Source organism: Bordetella sp. 2513F2 (genome assembly GCF_054642735.1).
Window position 1 is genome coordinate 1,677,375 of record NZ_CM137755.1, and the last position, 17,410, is coordinate 1,694,784.

At 69.0% G+C, this 17,410-nt stretch carries 16 protein-coding genes; 5 read left to right on the forward strand and 11 right to left on the reverse strand.

Annotation, left to right across the window (positions count from 1 at the left end; translation table 11 throughout):
* Positions 1 to 21: 21 nt before the first annotated feature.
* Positions 22 to 978, reverse strand: a complete 957-nt coding sequence (locus tag ACYBYQ_RS07960) for an OmpA/MotB family protein (RefSeq protein WP_459618208.1) — start codon at positions 976 to 978, stop codon at positions 22 to 24.
* Positions 975 to 1,886, reverse strand: a complete 912-nt coding sequence (locus ACYBYQ_RS07965) for a motility protein A (protein WP_459618209.1) — start codon at positions 1,884 to 1,886, stop codon at positions 975 to 977. The genes ACYBYQ_RS07960 and ACYBYQ_RS07965 overlap by 4 nt, the downstream gene beginning before the upstream one ends.
* Before the next feature lie 207 nt (positions 1,887 to 2,093).
* On the opposite strand from ACYBYQ_RS07965, the gene ACYBYQ_RS07970 reads away from it, so the two are divergent.
* Complete coding sequence (locus ACYBYQ_RS07970) at positions 2,094 to 3,323, forward strand: NYN domain-containing protein (protein ID WP_459618210.1); 1,230 nt, start codon at positions 2,094 to 2,096, stop codon at positions 3,321 to 3,323.
* Between the two features lie 38 nt (positions 3,324 to 3,361).
* Here ACYBYQ_RS07970 and ACYBYQ_RS07975 read toward each other — a convergent pair whose 3' ends face one another.
* From ACYBYQ_RS07975 to ACYBYQ_RS08010, 8 genes are all read right to left on the reverse strand, one after another.
* Positions 3,362 to 4,072, reverse strand: coding sequence for an ABC transporter ATP-binding protein (locus ACYBYQ_RS07975; protein ID WP_459618211.1), 711 nt, complete (start codon positions 4,070 to 4,072; stop codon positions 3,362 to 3,364).
* Positions 4,069 to 4,818 (reverse strand): ABC transporter ATP-binding protein, encoded by a 750-nt coding sequence (locus tag ACYBYQ_RS07980; RefSeq protein WP_459618212.1) that lies wholly within the window; start codon positions 4,816 to 4,818, stop codon positions 4,069 to 4,071. Before ACYBYQ_RS07980 ends, ACYBYQ_RS07975 begins: the two co-directional genes overlap by 4 nt.
* Positions 4,811 to 5,851, reverse strand: a complete 1,041-nt coding sequence (locus ACYBYQ_RS07985; RefSeq protein ID WP_459618213.1) for a branched-chain amino acid ABC transporter permease — start codon at positions 5,849 to 5,851, stop codon at positions 4,811 to 4,813. The genes ACYBYQ_RS07980 and ACYBYQ_RS07985 overlap by 8 nt, the downstream gene beginning before the upstream one ends.
* Before the next feature lie 5 nt (positions 5,852 to 5,856).
* On the reverse strand, positions 5,857 to 6,738 hold the full coding sequence (locus tag ACYBYQ_RS07990; RefSeq protein ID WP_459618214.1) for a branched-chain amino acid ABC transporter permease: 882 nt from the start codon (positions 6,736 to 6,738) through the stop codon (positions 5,857 to 5,859).
* Positions 6,739 to 6,762: 24 nt separating this feature from the next.
* Entirely contained in the window at positions 6,763 to 7,923 is a 1,161-nt protein-coding gene (locus ACYBYQ_RS07995; RefSeq protein ID WP_459618215.1) for an ABC transporter substrate-binding protein, read from the reverse strand.
* 41 nt (positions 7,924 to 7,964) lie between these two features.
* A complete protein-coding gene (locus ACYBYQ_RS08000; RefSeq protein WP_459618216.1) occupies positions 7,965 to 8,798 on the reverse strand; it encodes an alpha/beta fold hydrolase in 834 nt (277 codons plus the stop codon).
* On the reverse strand, positions 8,795 to 10,351 hold the full coding sequence (locus tag ACYBYQ_RS08005; RefSeq protein ID WP_459618217.1) for a benzoate-CoA ligase family protein: 1,557 nt from the start codon (positions 10,349 to 10,351) through the stop codon (positions 8,795 to 8,797). Before ACYBYQ_RS08005 ends, ACYBYQ_RS08000 begins: the two co-directional genes overlap by 4 nt.
* Before the next feature lie 79 nt (positions 10,352 to 10,430).
* Complete coding sequence (locus ACYBYQ_RS08010; protein WP_459618218.1) at positions 10,431 to 10,895, reverse strand: DUF4863 family protein; 465 nt, start codon at positions 10,893 to 10,895, stop codon at positions 10,431 to 10,433.
* 164 nt (positions 10,896 to 11,059) lie between these two features.
* On the opposite strand from ACYBYQ_RS08010, the gene ACYBYQ_RS08015 reads away from it, so the two are divergent.
* The 4 genes from ACYBYQ_RS08015 (at position 11,060) to boxA (ending at position 16,580) form a co-directional block, all read left to right on the forward strand.
* Complete coding sequence (locus ACYBYQ_RS08015; RefSeq protein WP_459618219.1) at positions 11,060 to 11,962, forward strand: helix-turn-helix transcriptional regulator; 903 nt, start codon at positions 11,060 to 11,062, stop codon at positions 11,960 to 11,962.
* Positions 11,963 to 12,073: 111 nt separating this feature from the next.
* Complete coding sequence (gene boxC / locus ACYBYQ_RS08020; protein WP_459618220.1) at positions 12,074 to 13,744, forward strand: 2,3-epoxybenzoyl-CoA dihydrolase; 1,671 nt, start codon at positions 12,074 to 12,076, stop codon at positions 13,742 to 13,744.
* Positions 13,745 to 13,830: 86 nt separating this feature from the next.
* Complete coding sequence (gene boxB / locus ACYBYQ_RS08025; protein ID WP_459618221.1) at positions 13,831 to 15,258, forward strand: benzoyl-CoA 2,3-epoxidase subunit BoxB; 1,428 nt, start codon at positions 13,831 to 13,833, stop codon at positions 15,256 to 15,258.
* Between the two features lie 89 nt (positions 15,259 to 15,347).
* Positions 15,348 to 16,580, forward strand: coding sequence for a benzoyl-CoA 2,3-epoxidase subunit BoxA (gene boxA / locus ACYBYQ_RS08030; RefSeq protein WP_459618222.1), 1,233 nt, complete (start codon positions 15,348 to 15,350; stop codon positions 16,578 to 16,580).
* Between the two features lie 12 nt (positions 16,581 to 16,592).
* Here boxA and ACYBYQ_RS08035 read toward each other — a convergent pair whose 3' ends face one another.
* Complete coding sequence (locus ACYBYQ_RS08035) at positions 16,593 to 17,279, reverse strand: GntR family transcriptional regulator (RefSeq protein ID WP_459618223.1); 687 nt, start codon at positions 17,277 to 17,279, stop codon at positions 16,593 to 16,595.
* Positions 17,280 to 17,410 lie beyond the last annotated feature (131 nt).

Here is a 17,410-nt window from a genome sequence, read left to right on the forward strand (position 1 = left end):
TTCCCGATTTCCCGCTTCGGCTCAAGCCGCCGGGTCTTTTCGACGGTTCTCCCCGGCCTGCGGGGAAATCTCCATGATCAGCTCCACCCGCCGGTTGGCCGCGCGGCCTTCGGCCGTATCGTTCGAGGCGATGGGCCGGGTGTCGGCATAGCCCACGGCGCGCAGGCGGCCTGCGTCCACGCCGTCGCGCACCAGCTGCCGCAGCACGCTGGTGGCGCGGCTGGTGGAGAGCTCCCAGTTCGAGGGGAACTGGCGGGTCTGGATGGGAACCGGGTCGCTGTGGCCTTCGACGGACAGCGGGTGCGTGCTGCGGCCCACCACCTTGGCCAGGCGCTGGACCACGTCCAGGCCGGCGGGGCTGAGGGTGGCCTGGCCGGAAGGAAAGAGCAGTTCGTTGCTGATGCGGAAGCTGATGGACTGTTCGTTGATGACCACGTCCACGGCGTCGCCCAGGTCGGCCAGGCCGAGTTCCTCGGCGGACGGCGGCTGGATGAGCGGCACCATGGGCGCGTCGGCCGGCGCACCTTCCGCTGCCCGGGCAGCGGCTGCCAGGGCCAGGGTCTGGGCACGCGGCAGCGGGCCCACGTCGGCGGGATGGGCCGGAGGCAGCTCGCCGGGCAGCGCCAGGCGCGCCCATTCGGCGGGGATGTGCGGCGCGTCGAAGCTGGCGTAGGGGCCCTCGTAGGCGGGCAGGCCCCGGCCGGCCACGGAACCCACCAGGACGGGCGCTGCATCGCCGCCCATGGGCCAGCCCATGCGCGACAGCCCCAGCAGCACGACGAGCAGCGCCAGAAGCAGGGTCAGCATGTCGAGGTAGGTGAGCAGCCAGCTGTCGGGCTCGCGCTCGACGCCCTCGGGCATGTGCCAGCGCGCGAAGCGGCCCGCCTGCTGCAGCTGGCGACGAGGAGAGCGCCTGCGCTGCGCCTGTTCACGGCGCTGCGCGACTAGGTCGGCCAGCGTTGTGGCGGTGGCGCTCATTGGCGGGCGGCGGCGGGCTTGAAGACGGAACCGGCCAGGGTGGCGCGGACGGGGTCGACACCCGCGGCGGCGCGGTCAGGCTTGCCGGCGGTCTGGGCACCGTTCTGCGTAGCCGGCTTGGCGGCAGGCTCGAGGCCGCCGTCGTGCACCTCGTCTTCGACGTGCAGCATGAAGGAGTTGAGCGTCTCGCGCAGCATGGCGGGGCCGCGCTTCTCGCACATCATGGCGATGCCCTGCAGCACCATGTTGAGCAGCACGATGCGCTGTTCGGTGCGGCGCTCGAGCTTGACGGCAATGGGCTTGCACACCAGGTTGGCCAGCAGCAGGCCGTAGAAGGTGGTCATGAGGGCCACGGCCAGGTGCTGGCCGATGACCTGCATGTCGCCGTTGCCCAGCACGGTCATGAGGTTGATCAGGCCCACGAGCGTGCCCAGCATGCCGAAGGCCGGCGCGAGGCTGGCCATGACGCGGAACATCTGCGCCTCGGCCTGTTCGCGCGCGCGCATCCGGGCGATGCGCCATTGCAGCAGCTCGATGATCTGGTCTTCGGGAGTGTGGTCGATGACGAGCTGCACGCCGGTGCGCAGGAAGGGGTTGGCCACCTTGCGCAGGGCTTCCTCCACCTTGTGCACGTCGTCGTTCATCCACAGCTGGGCCATGGCGACGAGCTCGTCGATGTCGCGCTGGCTGTCGGGCTGGTCGTTGCGGAATACCGTGCGCACCAGGCGGAACACGCGGCGGATCTCGCGCAGCGGGTAGCTGATGAAGAGGGCGGCGCAGGTGCCGCCGATCACGATGGCCAGGCCGGGCAGGTTGACGTAGGCCAGGGCGTCGACGCGCGACGAGGCGGCCACCAGGACCAGGGTGAGGACGCCGACGGCGAGGCCGATGAGGGTGGAAGGATTCATGGAGGGCAGCCGGTGTAGCGCCGCGGGCGGGGAGCCTGCGCGGCCGCAGGACGGTCGGACCCGCAGATTCTAGTCAGCGGGCTGCCGGCGCAATCTGCCGGAAAACGGCGGAAAACCCCGGGTTATCGGGCGTAGCCCGCCACCCGGGGTACCTCGCCTGCGGCCGGTCGTGCGATCATGGCGGCCATATTCCGGAGATTCCGCCTCATGAGCCTCAATCAAGACAGCGTCAGCATGGCCATCTATTGCGACTTCGAAAACGTCGCACTGGGCGTGCGCGACGCCAAATACCAGAAGTTCGACATCCGGCTGGTGCTGGAACGCCTGCTGCTCAAGGGCAGCATCGTGGTCAAGAAGGCCTATTGCGACTGGGATCGCTACAAGGACTTCAAGGCCGCCATGCACGAGGCCAATTTCGAGCTGATAGAAATCCCGCACGTGCGCCAGTCGGGCAAGAACTCGGCCGACATCCGCCTGGTGGTGGATGCGCTGGACTTCTGCTATACGAAGTCGCACGTCGACACCTTCGTCATCATCAGCGGCGATTCCGATTTTTCGCCGCTGGTGTCCAAGCTGCGCGAGAACGCCAAGCAGGTGATCGGCGTGGGCGTGAAGCAGTCCACCTCGGACCTGCTCATCGCCAACTGCGACGAGTTCATCTTCTACGACGACCTCGTGCGCGACCGCCAGCGCACCGAGTCGCGCTCGGCGCCGCCCGCGCAGCAGCCGCGGCGCACCCCTGCCGAGGAGAAGCGGCGCAAGGAAGAGATCGACGCCAGGCGCGACCGCGCCATCCACATGGTCGCCGAGACGTTCGAGGCGCTGATCTCCGACCGCGGCGATGGCGGCAAGATCTGGGCTTCGGTGCTCAAGGAAGCGCTGAAGCGCCGCCGCCCGGATTTTTCCGAGTCCTACTACGGCTTCAAGACCTTCGGCAACCTGCTGGAAGAGGCGCAGGCGCGGGGCCTGCTGGAGTTCGGGCGCGACGAGAAGTCAGGCGCGTACGTGTACCGCAGCACGCCCGGCCAGCCGGCGGCGGAGCCGGTGGCCAGGCCTCAGGAGGGACGCGGCCGGCGCGGCGGACGCAAGACGGCGTCCTCTGTTCTGCCCGAGGCGCAGGAGCCGCAGGACATGTCCGCGGAATCGCCGGAACCCGAACTGGGCCTGGAGTCCGCTGCGGAGGCGGCACCGGAGCCGGCGCCGCCTCCTGCGCCGGCGCGTCGCCGCAGCCGCACCCGCAAGGCGGAAAGCGCCGAGCCGGCGGCAGCCACGCCCGCGCCGATGCCCGAAGACACGCCAGCCACGGCGGCACCCGAGCCGGAGCCTGCCCCGGCTGCCGAGGCGCAGCCCGAAGCCGCGCCTGCCAAGCCGCGGCGCGCGCCGCGCAAGACGGCCGCCCGCACCCGGCGTACGCGGACCACCGACGCCGAAAGCTGAACTTGCGGCGCGCGTCGCCAGCCGGTGCGCGGACCGGCTCATACCCCCAGGTGGCGTGCCAGCAGTTCCGGCTGGCACGCGAGGCCGGCGCTGTCCCCCTCCCGAACCAGGCAGCCTTTCTCCATGACGAGGCAACGGTCCGTATGGGCCAGCACGGCCCGGAAGTTGCGGTCCACGATGAGGGTGGACATGCCGGTGGCGCGGATCAGGCCGATGATCTGCCAGATCTCTGCCACGATGCGCGGCGCCAGCCCCTCGGTGGCCTCGTCCAATACCAGCAGTTCGGGATTCGTCATTAGCGCGCGGCCTATGGCGAGCATCTGCTGCTCGCCGCCGGACAGTTGCTGGCCGCCATGCGAAAGCCGCTCGCGCAGCCGCGGGAAGGTATCCAGCACGCGCTCGCAGGTCCAGTCCGGGCGCGCGCCACGGCCGGACCGCGCGGCGACCAGCAGGTTTTCGCGCACACTGAGATTGGGGAAGATGCCGCGGCCCTCGGGCACGTAGGCCACGCCCAGGCGCGCGATGGCGTGCGGCGCCGCGCGGGTGCAGTCGCGCCCGCGCACCTGCACGCTGCCGCGGGCAGGCTTCAGCAGGCCCAGCAGCGTGCGGATCAGCGTGGTCTTGCCCATGCCGTTGCGGCCCACCAGGCCGATGGATTCGCCCGGCAGCACCCGCAGGTCCACGCCGCGCAGCACGTGGCTGGCGCCGTAGTAGGCGTGCAGGCCGCGCGCCTCGATCAGCGGCGTCATGCTTCGGCTCCCAGGTAGGCGGTCTGCACCTCCGCGTTGGTGCGGATCTCCTGCGGGGTGCCGTGGGCGATGGTACTGCCGTTGACCATCACGGTGATGCGGTCAGCCACGCGGAACACCGCGTCCATGTCGTGTTCGACCAGCAGGATGGCGTGGTCGTGCCGCAGCGACTCCAGCAATGCCAGCACGCGGTCGGTTTCCTCGGGGCCCATGCCGGCCAGCGGCTCGTCCAGCAGGAGCACCTGCGGCGCGCCGGCCAGGCACATGGCGATCTCCAGCTGCCGCTTGCGGCCGTGCGGCAGTTCGCCGGCCTTGCGCGACGCGTCGGCGGCAAGCCCGGTGGACTCGAGTGCGCGTTCGGCAGCCGGCCCGCAGTGCGGGCAGTTCCGCGCGTCGCGCCACCATTGCCAGAAGCGCTGCCGCGCGGCCTGGGCGGCAAGCCGGCAATTCTCGTGCACGCTGAGCTCGGGAAACAGGGTGGAGCGCTGATAGGTGCGCCCCAGCCCGGCGCGGGCGCGGCGCGGCTGCCGCCATTCGGTCACGTCGCGGCCGTCCAGCATCACCGTGCCGCCCGTGGGAGCGAGCTCGCCGGAAAGAATGTTGATCAGGGTCGACTTGCCGGCGCCGTTGGTGCCGATCACGGCATGTATCTCGCCGCGACGCAGGTCCAGCGATATGTCGCTGACGGCCACCAGACCGCCGAAGCGGCGCACGATGCCGTGCGCCTGCAGCAGGGGTTCACCCATGTTGACCTCCGTTGGCGGGCAGGGCAGGCGCGCCGTGGACCGGCGCGGCGGCGCCGGTTTCCGCGGGCTGCGGCGGCGGGACACGCCGGCGCCATGACAGGCCGGTGAGGCCGTCGGGCAGCAGGGCCACCAGCACGATGACGGACAGCCCCAGCGGCAGGTGCCAGTGCTGGGCGTAGCTACCGAAAATCTGTTCGGCCTGGAACAGTTCCTGCAGCAGGACCAGCGCGGCCGCGCCCGCCACGGCCCCGCCCAGGCGCGCCATGCCGCCGAGGATCACCATCAGCAGCACCAGGCCGGACTGTTCCCAGGCCAGCAGCTCCGGCGTGACGAAGCCGTCCTTCAGGGCGTAGAGAAAACCCGCCAGGCCGGCCAGCGTGCCGCCCAGCACGTAGGCCACCAGCTTGTATGGGTAGGTGGCGTAGCCGGCGGCACGCATGCGCTGCTCGTTGATGCGGATCCCCGCCAATGCCGCGCCGAACGGCGAGCGGTACAGCATGGCGAGGAACAGCCACACCAGTGCCAGACAGGCCAGCACGAAGCCGTAGAAGACGCCCTCCGAGCCCAGGTCCGGGCCCGGCCAGCCGCCCAGCGCCGCCTCGGGCCGGAAGTACAGGTAGACGCCGTCGGATCCGCCGCCGAAGTCGGTGTCGTGGAACACGTAGTAGGCCATCTGCGAGAAGGCCAGCGTGACCATGATGAAGTACACGCCGCGGGTCCGCAGCGCCAGCGCGCCGGTCGCCAGCGCGTACAGGGCGGCGGCGCCCAGCGCGGCGGGCAGCAGCCACCACAGCGATGCGGGGCCGCTGTCGGGCGTGAGCAGCGCCGCGGCGTAGGCGCCGATGCCGAAGTAGGCGGCGTGGCCCAGGCTGACCAGGCCGGCGCCGCCCACCAGCAGCTGCAGGCTGAGGGCGAACACTGCGTAGATCATGATCTTCAGGGCCAGGCCGACGTAGTAGTCGCCGACCCAGGCCGGCAGCAGCGCCAGGCCGAGCAGCACGACGGCAGGCAGGAAGGCGGCGGGGCGGGGCATGGCGCTCATCCTTGCTTGAACAGCCCTTCGGGCTTGCAGATCAGAATGGCCGCCATCAGCATGTAGACCAGCATGCCGGCGATGGACGGGAACAGGCTCTGGCCGAAGGTGTCCACCATGCCGACCAGCATGGCGGCCAGGAAGGCGCCGCGGATCGAACCGATGCCGCCTATCACCACCACCACGAAGCAGACGATGAGCACGCCGTGGCCCATGCCCGGATACACCGAGGATACCGGTGCGGCGATGGCCCCGGCCAGGGCGGCCAGCGCCACGCCGGCAGCGAACACCAGGCGATAGAGGCGGTTGATATCTATGCCCAGGGCACCCGCCATTTCGCGATTGCTGGCGCCCGCGCGCACCATCATGCCGAGCCGGGTGCGCGTGAGCACGCCGTACAGCAGCAGGCCCACCGCCAGGCCCACCCCCGAGATGAACAGACGGTACACGGGATAGGTCATCACGTCGCCCAGCGACACGCTACCCTGCAGCCAGGCCGGCACGGACACGCCGTGCACGTCATTGCCCACCAGCAGGCTGCGCAATTCCTCGAACACCAGGATCAGCCCGTAGGTCATGAGCACCTGCTGCAGATGATCGCGCCGATACAGGTAGCTGAAGAACGCCAGCTCCAGCACGTAGCCCAGCAGGGCGGCGGCCGTCACGCACACCGCCAGCGTGAGCAGGAAGCCGCCGCCCAGCTCGCGTTCGACCCAGGGCCCCAGCGCGAAGGCCATGTAGGCGCCGATCATGTAGAAGCTGCCGTGGGCCAGGTTGATGACGCCCATGATGCCGAAGATCAGCGTCAGCCCGCTCGCCACCAGGAACAGCAGCAGGCCGTACTGGAAGGCGTTGAGGCACTGGATCAGGAATACGGTGGCGTCCATGCCGGCTCCGTCGGTATGGGGTTGTCAGAGCTTGCAGCCGCGCGCGGGGTCGGCCAGCTTGCTCACGGCCACGCCCAGCGACACGTTCTCCAGCCCGCGCACTTCGCGCAGGTAGATGTCCTGCACCGGGTTGCCCGACGGTGCCAGCGTGAACGGGCCGCGCGGGCTGTCGATGGTGGCGCTGCGCATGGCCTTGCGGAACGCCTCCTTCTTGCCGGCGTCGCCGTCCACCGCCGCCAGGCCCGCCTGCATCAGCTGCGCCGCGTCGTAGCCCTGCACCGCGTACACGTCGGGCACCATGTCGTAGGCCTTGCCGTAGGCGGCGCGGAACGCCCGGTCACGCGGGTTGTCCAGGCCGTCGGCGTAGTGCAGCGTGGTCAGCAGGCCCTGCGCGGCATCGCCCTGGGCCTTGAGCGTGCCGTCGGTGAGGAAACCCGACCCGTACAGCGGAATGGTCTTGCCCAGCCCGGCCGCGTGGTAGTCCTGCACGAATTTCACCGCGCCGCCGCCGGCGAAGAAGGCGAACACCATGTCGGGCCTGGCTGCGGCGATCTCGGTCAGCATGGACTGGAACTCCACATTGGGAAAGGGCACGGTGAGTTCCTTCACCACCTTGCCGCCGGCCTGCTCGAAGCCTTCCCGGAAACCCGTGGCGGCTTCTTCGCCCGCGGCGTATTTCCAGGTGACGGTGATGGCGGTCTTGTGGCCCTTCTTCGCGGCCACCGGGCCCATGGCATAGGCCGGCTGCCAGTTGGTGAACGACGTGCGGAAGATGCCTGGGCTGCACAGCGGGCCGGTAATGGCGCCGGCCCCTGCGTTGGCCACGATCAGCGTGGTGTCGCTGTCCTTGGCGGCCTTGGCCAGGGCCATGGCCACGCCGGAGTGCACCGTGCCGATGACCACGTCGACCGCGTCGCGCTTGATCAGGCGGTTGGCGTTCTCCGGCGCCTTGGCGGGGTTGGATTCGTCGTCCACCTTGAAGAACTGGATCTCGCGCCCGCCCAGCTTTCCGCCTTGTTCCGACACGTACAGGCGGAAGCCGTTCTCGATGGCCTGGCCCAGCGCGGCATAGGTGCCGCTGTAGGGCAGCATGAAGCCCACTTTGATCGGCTCGGCCGCCCAGGCCGCCGGCGCTGCGCACAGCAGGAGGGCGGCGGCGCCGCCGCGGATAGAGGCTCGTTGCATGGTTGTCTCCTTTGCTTCTTATGATGGCGGGCGCAATGGCCTCAGCCGGGTGGATCCAGCTCGCGGATGAAGTCGGTGAGGGCTTGCATGACGACCCCGGGCTTGTCCCTGTGGGGCGAATGGCCGCAGCCGGGAATCTCCAGCAGGCGCGCCTGCGGCACCGCGCGGGCGATGCCGCGGATCTGCGCCAACGTGCCGTATTCGTCCTCGGTGCCCTGCAGAGCCAGAACCGGGCAGCGGATGGCCGGCAGCCAGGGCTCGATGTTCCAGGTGCGGAAGGCCGGGTCCAGCCAGATGTCGTTCCAGCCCCAGAATGCCGAATCCACGTCGTCGTGATAGCGCGCCAGCTTGTGCGGCAGATCGGTATCCAGGTAGGCCTGGCGCGCGGCGCGGATATGCGCAACGGTGATGTCTTCCACGAAGATGTGGGGCGCGGCCACGACGATGCCGTGCACGGCCTGCGGATGCATGGCCGCGTAGAGCAGGGCGATGGAGCCGCCGTCGCTGTGGCCGTACAGCAGCACGCGCTCGCGCGCCGGATCGACATCCAGCGCCTCCAGCAGGGCGGGCAGGGCGTCGCGCGCCTGGTCGTGCATGAAGCCTATCGGCCAGCGTTCCTGCGGCGGGCGCGGCGTGGACCTTCCGTAGCCCTGGCGCGAATACACCAGTCCGCGGCAGCCCGCCGCGGCACAGGCCTGGTCGGGCCAGTCCTTCCACATCGCGGCCGACCCCAGGCCCTCGTGCAGGAACACCAGCAAGGGAGCATCGCTGCGTTCGGGCGCGATCCAGCGGTATTCGAGCCGGATCGCGCCGGCGCCGCGGCGGATCGTGGCGAATGAGGCCGGGACGGCCAGGGAGGCTGGGGCGAGCGTCACGGCAGGCTCTCTTCCAGCTGGCGCAGGCGGAACCGCTGTATCTTGCCGGTGGCCGTCTTGGGAAGCTCCTCGGTGAAGTTGATCTGGCGCGGATACTTGAAGGGCGCCAGGTGCTGCTTTACATACTGCTGTAGCGCCGCGCCGGTATCGGCGTCGGGCGCGTAGCCCGGGCGCAGCACCACGTAGGCCTTGGTCTTGACCAGCCCGTCGTGGTCGGGCACGCCGACCACGGCCGCCTCCAGCACCGCCTCGTGCTGGATCAGTACGTTCTCCACCTCGATGGGCGAGACGTACTGGCCGCTCACCTTGATCATGTCGTCGCTGCGGCCTGCGTAGGTGTAGTAGCCGTCGGCATCGCACACGTATTTGTCGCCGCTCTTGAGCCAGTCGCCCAGGAAGCATTGGCGGGTCTTGTCGCGGTTGTTCCAGTACATCAGCGCCGCGCTCGGCCCCTTGATGTAGAGGTCGCCGATGGTGCCTGGCGGCACGGGTCGTCCGTTCTCGTCGCGCAGCTCCACTTCGTAGCCGGGCACCGGCTGGCCGGTGGTGCCATAGCGCAATGCGCCACTGCGGTTGGAGATGAAGATGTGCAGCATCTCGGTGGAGCCCAGGCCGTCGAGGATCTCGCAGCCGAAGTGCTGCGTGAAGCGCGCGCCGATGTCGCCGGGCAGCGCTTCGCCCGCCGAGGTACAGACCCGCAGCGCCACCTGCTCGCGCGGCGGCAGCTCGGGCGAAGCCAGCATGCTGGCATACAGCGTGGGCACGCCGTAGAACACCGTGGGCCGGTGCGCCACCAGGCGGCGGAACACCGCCTGCGGTGTGGGCCGCTCGGCCATCAGCACGGTGGTGGCGCCCACCGACAGCGGAAAGGTCAGGCCGTTGCCCAGCCCGTACGCAAAGAACAGCTTGGCCGCCGAGAACACGACGTCGTCCTCGCGTATGCCCAGCACCGGCTTGGCGTAGAGTTCGGCCGTATGCCAGAGGTTGCCGTGGGTGTGCACCACGCCCTTGGGGCGGCCGGTGGACCCCGAGGAGTACAGCCAGAAGGCGATCTCGTCGGCGAGCGTGCGCACCGCCGGCACGCGGTCGGCAGACTGCAGCAGCGGTTCCAGCGCCTGCATGCCGGCGGGCAGGTCGGCGGGCGGGTCGGCCACCACCACGCGCTCGACTTCGCTGCCCTGCGCCAGCGCCGCCTGCAGCACCGGCAGCAGGGCGCCGGACACGAATGCCGCTCGCGCGCGGCTGTGCTGCAGGATGTAGGCGTAGTCGTCCGCCGTCAGCAAGGTGTTCACGGCCACCGGGACGACGCCGGCGTGCAGCGAGCCCAGGAAAACCACCGGCCAGTCGGCGGTGTCGTGCATCAGCAGCAGCACCCGTTCCTCGCGGCGCAGGCCCAGGCTGCGCAGCAGCCCGGCGAAGCGGGCGATGCGCTCGGCCAGTTCGCCGTAGCCGACGCGGCGGGTATCGTCTATGTAGGCGATCTTGGCGGCGCGTGCGGCGTTGAGCGCGGCCAGGTGGCTGGCGAAGTTCAGCTCGGTGGGGCAGTGGTTCATGCATGTCTCCTGATGTCGTTCCTGGCCCGGGTGTCGGGCAGGCCGGATCTGCAGTCCGGAAGCGGGGCCGGCCGGGGACTCAGCCGAAGTCGATCGCGCCCTGGGGCAACAGGTACAACACCAGCGCCTGCCCGCCTGCGACGGTGGGGCGGTGGGCGCTGCCTGGCCCGTACACCAGCCACCCGGCGCCGTGGCCGTCGAAGCGGGCGGCTTCGGCGATCGGCATGATCAGGTCGATCTCGCCATGGGGGTGGGTGTGGCGGGGGCCGGCCACGTCGCGCATGTCGACGACATCCACGGAAAAGCCGCCCAGGTCCGGCGCAGGCTTGATGACGCGCCCGTAACGGATGCCGTCGCGCTCTCGGCTGCACATCCAGCCTTCGGCCACGCCCTGCCTGCAGGCCTCGAACAGCCTCTGGTAGAGCCCGCTGTCCGGGCCGGCGTCGCGGTTGAGGCGAGCCTGCAGCGCGGCGTCCAGCGGCGCGTCGCCGATCTGGTCGACGACGCTGCGGACGAGCTCGTGGAACGATGCGGGCGTGGTCACAGCTGTCTCCTTTACACTGTGGCCGGCGCGGCATGCAGTGGAGTGCATTGCTTCGCCAGGATTTCGTTTGGAGTTTGTGGAAAAATAGTGCTTTGAACTCAGTCAGTCAAGCACTATAGTGCATAGCATTATCGAACCTAGGGTTTTTGCGGAGCAATAAGGTCATGATTCAAGCGCTCGATACCGCCGAGTCCGAGCCGCGGCGCGAGGCGTTCCTGGTCGCCCTGGGCGAGCGCGTGCGGCGGCTGCGCGCGATACGCGGCATGACCCGCAAGAGCCTGGCGCAGGCTACCGGGGTGTCGGAGCGCCACCTGGCCAACCTGGAGCACGGGGCCGGCAATGCGTCCATCCTCGTGCTGCTGCAGATCGCCCGGGCCTTCAACTGCTCGCTGGCCGAGCTGGTGGGCGACGTCACCACGGAGTCCCCGGAATGGCTGCTGATCCGCGAGCTGCTGAGCGGCCGCGCCGAATCCGAACTGCAGCGTGCCCGCGAGGCGCTGGCCCAGCTGTTCGGCGCCGGCAGTCCGCGCCCGAACCGTTTCCAGCGCATCGCGCTGATCGGCCTGCGCGGCGCGGGCAAGTCCACGCTGGGGCAGATGCTGGCCGACGACCTGGGCTACCCGTTCGTGGAGCTCAACCGCGAGATCGAACGCGTGGCCGGCTGCGGCATCCTGGAAATCCACAATCTGTACGGGCCCAACGCGTACCGCCGCTACGAGCGCCGGGCGCTGGAGGAGGCGGTGCAGATCTATCCGGAGATGGTGCTGGCCACGCCGGGCGGGCTGGTGTCGGAGCCCGCCACGCTGAATCTGCTGCTGGCCCACTGCTACACCATCTGGTTGCGGGCTACGCCGGAAGACCACATGGGTCGCGTGATGGCCCAGGGCGACTTCCGCCCGATGTCGGGCAACAGCGAGGCCATGGCGGACCTCAAGCGCATCCTGGCCGGCCGCGAGGCTTTCTATGCCAAGGCGGATCTCACCTGGGACACCAGCGGCTTGGAGCTGCAGGAATGTTTCGCCGGGCTGCGCACCCAGGTCCGCAAGGTGGGCGGCCTGCCGCGCTGAAACCTGCACTTTTTTGCATGCCCCGCTTGACGGGGCTTTTTTTTCTCCGTATTCTGCACTTTAATGCATCTAATGCAGTATCTTGCTGGTTGGCAGAACGAGGAGACGACTATGGATGGCATCGTGAACGGCGCGGCTGCGCCGGTGGACTTCCGCACCACGCCCGAGCAATACCGCCATTGGCGGCTGCAGTTTGACGGGCCGGTGGCCACGCTGGCCATGGATGTCGCAGAGGACGGCGGGCTGCGCCCGGGCTACAAGCTCAAGCTCAATTCGTACGACCTGGGCGTGGACATCGAACTGCATGACGCCCTGCAGCGCATACGCTTCGAACATCCGGAAGTGCGCACCGTGGTGCTCACCAGCATGAAAGAGCGGGTTTTCTGTTCCGGCGCCAACATCTTCATGCTGGGGCTGTCCTCGCATGCCTGGAAGGTGAACTTCTGCAAGTTCACCAACGAGACCCGCAACGGCATGGAGGATTCCAGCCGGCACGGCGGGCTGAAATTCCTGGCCGCCCTCAATGGCGCCTGCGCCGGCGGCGGCTACGAGCTGGCGTTGGCCTGCGACGAGATCCTGCTGGTGGACGACCGCTCGTCGGCCGTGGCGTTGCCCGAGGTGCCGCTGCTGGGCGTGCTGCCGGGCACCGGCGGACTGACCCGGCTGACCGACAAGCGCAAGGTGCGGCACGACCACGCCGACATATTCTGCACGCTGGTGGAAGGCGTACGCGGCCAGCGCGCCAAGGATTGGCGGCTGGTCGACGACGTGGTCAAGCCCGCGCAGTTCGAGGCGGCCGTGCGTGCGCGCGCGCTGGCGCTGGCCGAGGCCAGCGACCGTCCGGCCGACGCGCGCGGCGTGGCGCTGACGCCGCTCGAGCGCAGCGCCACGGCCGACGGCCTGGCCTATCGCTACGTGGACGTGCGCATCGATCGCGAGAAGCGGCTGGCCACCTGGACCCTACGCGCGCCCGAGGGCGGCGTGCCCACGCAGATCGACGCGATTCTCGAGGCAGGCGCGTCCTGGTGGCCGCTGCAGATGGCGCGCGAACTGGACGACGCCATACTGTCGATGCGCATCAATGAACTGGAGATCGGCACCTGGTTGCTGCGCACCGAGGGCGATGCGGCGGCGGTGCTGGCGGCCGACGAAGCATTGCAGGCCCACGCCGGTCACTGGTTCGTGCGCGAGACAGCCGGCATGCTGCGGCGCACGCTGGCTCGCCTGGACGTCACCTCGCGTTCGGTCTTTGCGGTCGTCGAGCCGGGGTCGTGCTTCGTGGGCACGCTGCTCGAACTCGCGCTGGCCGCCGACCGCAGCTACATGCTGGACGCGCCCGACGCCGACGCGCCCGCGGCCATTGCCGTCAACGCACGCAATTTCGGCGCTTATCCGATGGTCAATGGCCTTACCCGGTTGCAGCGCCGCTTCTACGACGAGGCCGGCCCCATGGAAGCCGTGCGCGCGCAAGCGGGGCGCATGCTGACGCCGGGCGACGCACAGGCGCTGGGGCTGGTCACCTACGCGCTGGACGACATCGACTGGGAAGACGAATTGCGCCTGGCGCTGGAGGAGCGCCGCGCGCTGTCGCCCGACGCGCTCACCGGCCTGGAGGCCAATCTGCGCTTCGGTCCCCAGGAAACCATGCACGCCCGCATCTTCGGCCGCCTGACGGCCTGGCAGAACTGGATCTTCAACCGCCCCAATGCCGCCGGCGAGAAGGGCGCGCTCAAGGTTTACGGCAAGGGCGAGCAGGCCGCGTTCGACTGGAACCGCGTCTGACGCGGGCACCCGCCCCCGCGCCGTCGCGGCGCGCCGCACGATCATCATGCCGCCGGCGGCGCCGGCGCACGACCAAGGAGAGAGACATGTCCGGCATCAACTACAGCGAGAAGATTCCCAATAACGTCAATCTGTCCGGAGACCGCACCCTGCAGCGCGCGCTGGAACACTGGCAGCCCAATTACCTGCAATGGTGGCAGGACATGGGCCCCGACGGCGCGCAGCAATTCGATGTGTATCTGCGCACCGCCGTGAGCGTGGCGCCGGACGGCTGGGCGCACTTCGACTACGTGAAGATGCCCGACTACCGCTGGGGCATTTTCCTCGCGCCGCAGGACGGCCAGCGCAAGATCCATTTCGGCGAGAACATGGGGCGCGACGTCTGGCAGGAGGTGCCGGGCGAGCATCGCGCCAACCTGCGCCGCATCATCGTCACGCAGGGTGATACCGAGCCCGCGTCGATCGAACAGCAGCGCCACCTGGGGCTGACGGCGCCCTCGCAGTACGACCTGCGCAACCTCTTCCAGATCAACGTGGAAGAGGGGCGTCACCTGTGGGCCATGGTGTACCTGCTGCACCGCTACTTCGGCCGCGACGGCCGCGAAGAGGCCGATGCGCTGCTGCAGCGCACGTCGGGCGATGCCGACAATCCGCGCATCCTGGGGGCGTTCAACGAGAAGACGCCGGACTGGCTGGCGTTCTACATGTTCACCTATTTCACCGACCGCGACGGCAAGTTCCAGCTGTGCGCCCTGGCGGAGTCGGGCTTCGATCCGCTGGCGCGCACCACGAAGTTCATGCTGACGGAGGAGGCGCACCACATGTTCGTGGGCGAATCCGGCGTGTCGCGCGTGATCCAGCGCACCTGCGAGGTGATGAACCAGCTCAAGACCGACGACCCCGCCACGCTGCGCGCTGCGGGCGTGATCGACCTGCCCACCATCCAGCGCTACCTGAATTTCCACTACAGCGTCACCATCGACCTGTTCGGCGCCGACCAGTCTTCCAACGCCGCCACGTTCTACAGCGCCGGGCTCAAGGGCCGCTACGAGGAGGGCAAGCGCACCGACGACCACCAGCTCAAGAACGACACGTACCGCGTGCTGAGCGTGAAGGACGGTAGGCTGGGGGAAGAGGAAGTGCCCATGCTCAATGCACTCAACGAGGTGCTGCGCGACGACTTCATCCGCGACTCGGTGGCGGGCGTGAGCCGCTGGAACAAGGTCATCGAGAAGGCCGGGATCCCGCAGCGCCTCACCGTGCCGCACAAGGCCTTCAACCGGCAGATCGGCACCCTGGCAGGGCTGCACATCTCCCCTGAGGGCGAGGTGCTGAGCGAGGCCCAATGGAAGGCCAACGTCGACCGGTGGCTGCCTTCCGAGTCCGACCGCGCCTTCGTCGCATCGCTGATGGGGCGCGTCACCGAGCCGGGCAAGTTTGCCAACTGGATCGCCCCGCCGGTCATGGGCGTGAACCGCCAGCCCGTGAATTTCGAATATGTGCGCTTCAACTGAGCTGCGCGCCGGGGCGGGTGGCGGCTGCGGAACGCGGCGCCGCGCCCGCCCCGGCATCTGCCGCAGCGCGCCCTCGCAGTGAGTCCATCATGAACGCGCCCCTGTCCGCCGATCTGCTCAAGCAGCATCTCATCGATCCGGAAATCTGCATCCGTTGCAATACCTGCGAAGAGACCTGCCCGATCGATGCCATCTCCCACGACGGCCGCAACTATGTCGTGGACCCGAACATCTGCAATGCCTGCATGGCCTGCGTGCCGCCGTGCCCCACGGGCTCGATCGACAACTGGCGGCTGGTGCCGCGCGAGCAGGCCTATACGCTGGAAGACCAGTTCGGCTGGGACGAGCTGCCTGCCGACCGGCCGCCGGCCGACGCCGCAGTCGCCGCGTCGGCCGATGCCGGCACCTTGCCGGCGCAGGCCGGCACTTCCGTCATCCAGGCTTCTGGCGCAGTGGTGCCGCCGTGGTCGGCGGCCCACCCGTACGTCAACCTCTACACGCACAAGTCGCCCGTGACGGCCACCGTGGTGGGCAATTACCGCGTCACCGATGCCGACACCGCCAGCGACGTGCACCACATCGTGCTGGATTTCGGCAAGGTGCCGTTTCCTGTGCTGGAAGGCCAGTCCATCGGCATCCTGCCGCCCGGCACGGACGCCGGCGGCCGGCCGCATCATGCGCGCCAGTATTCGCTGGCCAGCCCGCGCGACGGCGAGCGCCCGGGCTACAACAACCTGTCGCTCACGGTGAAGCGCGTGACCGAGACGCACGACGGACAGCCTTTGCGCGGGGTCTGCTCCAACTATCTGTGCGACCTGCCCAAGGGCGCGCAGGTGCGCGTGATCGGGCCGTTCGGCAATTCATTCCTGATGCCCAACCATTCCCGCGCCAACCTGGTGATGATCTGCACCGGGACCGGCTCCGCACCCATGCGCGCCATGACCGAGTACTGCCGGCGCCGCATGGACCAGGACACGTTCGGGCGGCTGATGCTGTTCTTCGGCGCCCGCACCCGCCGCGAGCTGCCGTACTTCGGGCCCCTGATGAAGCTGCCCAAGGATTTCATCGACATCAACCTGGCGTTGTCGCGCGAGCCCGGGCTGCCCAAGCGCTACGTGCAGGATGCCATGCGCGAACGCGCCGCCGACCTGGCCGGTCTGCTGGCCGATCCCGACACCTACCTTTACGTGTGCGGGCTGAAGGGCATGGAGGCGGGGGTGCTGCGGGCGCTGCAGGACATTGCCGAAGAGGCCGGACAGCGCTGGGCCGAGCTGCATCGCGCCCTGTGCGAGCACGGCAGGCTGCACCTGGAGACGTACTGAGGCTGTCTTGCGTCAGCTCAGCAGCGCTGCCACCAGGTCGCTGCCGGGTTCGGCGGGTCCGGTGAAGTCCAGGGCGGTCTGCACGTGCTCGAGGTGCGCGTCCATGAGGGCGCAGGCGCGTTCGACATCGCCGGCGCGGGCGGCCTCGAGAAAGGCCTGATGCTCGTTGGACGAGCAGCTGGCGTCGTGCGAGCTCTGGTACAGCACGGTGATGACGGCGCTGCGCGCCAGCAGCTCGCGCAGCATGTCGGTGAGCACCGAATTGCCGACCGTCTCGGCCAGCAGCAGGTGGAATTCGGACAGCAGGTGATTGCGGCCCTGCACGTCGCCGTCGGCGATGGCCCGGCGCTCGCGCGCCAGGTGCTGTTCCAGGCGCCTGTAGTCGGCCGCCTTGGCGCGCGCCACGAATTCGCGGGCTAGGGCCGCCTCGAGGATGCGGCGCACCGCATAGACCTCGCGCGCCTCGTTGGCGTCGGGCTTGCTGACGAAGGCGCCCTTGTCGGGCACCGTGTGGATGAGCTTGTCTTTCGACAGCATCAGCAGGGCGGCGCGGATCTTGGTGCGGCTCACGCTGTAGGCGCGAGCCAGCGCTTCCTCGCGCAGCCGTGTGCCGGGCGGCAGCCGGTGCGCAACGATGGCGGCCGCGATTTCCTTGGCGATGGCGGCGGCACTGGGATCGGAAGAAGCGGCTTTGGTCATGGCGCGGCGGCGCGGCGGTGAGAAACGGCGGCCAGTCTATCAAACTCGCCCAGGCGCCACCCAAACATTTATTGCATACAAAATTTACATACCTTAAATTGGCGAGGCTGCCGCGCCCCTGCGGCACGTGC

Excerpts from the sequence above, each read along its gene's own strand:
- ACYBYQ_RS07960 (WP_459618208.1), bottom strand. The coding sequence starts at position 978 with ATGAGCGCCACCGCCACAACGCTGGCCGACCTAGTCGCGCAGCGCCGT.
- ACYBYQ_RS07965 (WP_459618209.1), bottom strand. The coding sequence starts at position 1,886 with ATGAATCCTTCCACCCTCATCGGCCTCGCCGTCGGCGTCCTCACCCTG.
- ACYBYQ_RS07970 (WP_459618210.1), top strand. The coding sequence starts at position 2,094 with ATGAGCCTCAATCAAGACAGCGTCAGCATGGCCATCTATTGCGACTTC.
- ACYBYQ_RS07975 (WP_459618211.1), bottom strand. The coding sequence starts at position 4,072 with ATGACGCCGCTGATCGAGGCGCGCGGCCTGCACGCCTACTACGGCGCC.
- ACYBYQ_RS07980 (WP_459618212.1), bottom strand. The coding sequence starts at position 4,818 with ATGGGTGAACCCCTGCTGCAGGCGCACGGCATCGTGCGCCGCTTCGGC.
- ACYBYQ_RS07985 (WP_459618213.1), bottom strand. The coding sequence starts at position 5,851 with ATGCCCCGCCCCGCCGCCTTCCTGCCTGCCGTCGTGCTGCTCGGCCTG.
- ACYBYQ_RS07990 (WP_459618214.1), bottom strand. The coding sequence starts at position 6,738 with ATGGACGCCACCGTATTCCTGATCCAGTGCCTCAACGCCTTCCAGTAC.
- ACYBYQ_RS07995 (WP_459618215.1), bottom strand. The coding sequence starts at position 7,923 with ATGCAACGAGCCTCTATCCGCGGCGGCGCCGCCGCCCTCCTGCTGTGC.
- ACYBYQ_RS08005 (WP_459618217.1), bottom strand. The coding sequence starts at position 10,351 with ATGAACCACTGCCCCACCGAGCTGAACTTCGCCAGCCACCTGGCCGCG.
- ACYBYQ_RS08015 (WP_459618219.1), top strand. The coding sequence starts at position 11,060 with ATGATTCAAGCGCTCGATACCGCCGAGTCCGAGCCGCGGCGCGAGGCG.
- boxC (WP_459618220.1), top strand. The coding sequence starts at position 12,074 with ATGGATGGCATCGTGAACGGCGCGGCTGCGCCGGTGGACTTCCGCACC.
- boxB (WP_459618221.1), top strand. The coding sequence starts at position 13,831 with ATGTCCGGCATCAACTACAGCGAGAAGATTCCCAATAACGTCAATCTG.
- boxA (WP_459618222.1), top strand. The coding sequence starts at position 15,348 with ATGAACGCGCCCCTGTCCGCCGATCTGCTCAAGCAGCATCTCATCGAT.
- ACYBYQ_RS08035 (WP_459618223.1), bottom strand. The coding sequence starts at position 17,279 with ATGACCAAAGCCGCTTCTTCCGATCCCAGTGCCGCCGCCATCGCCAAG.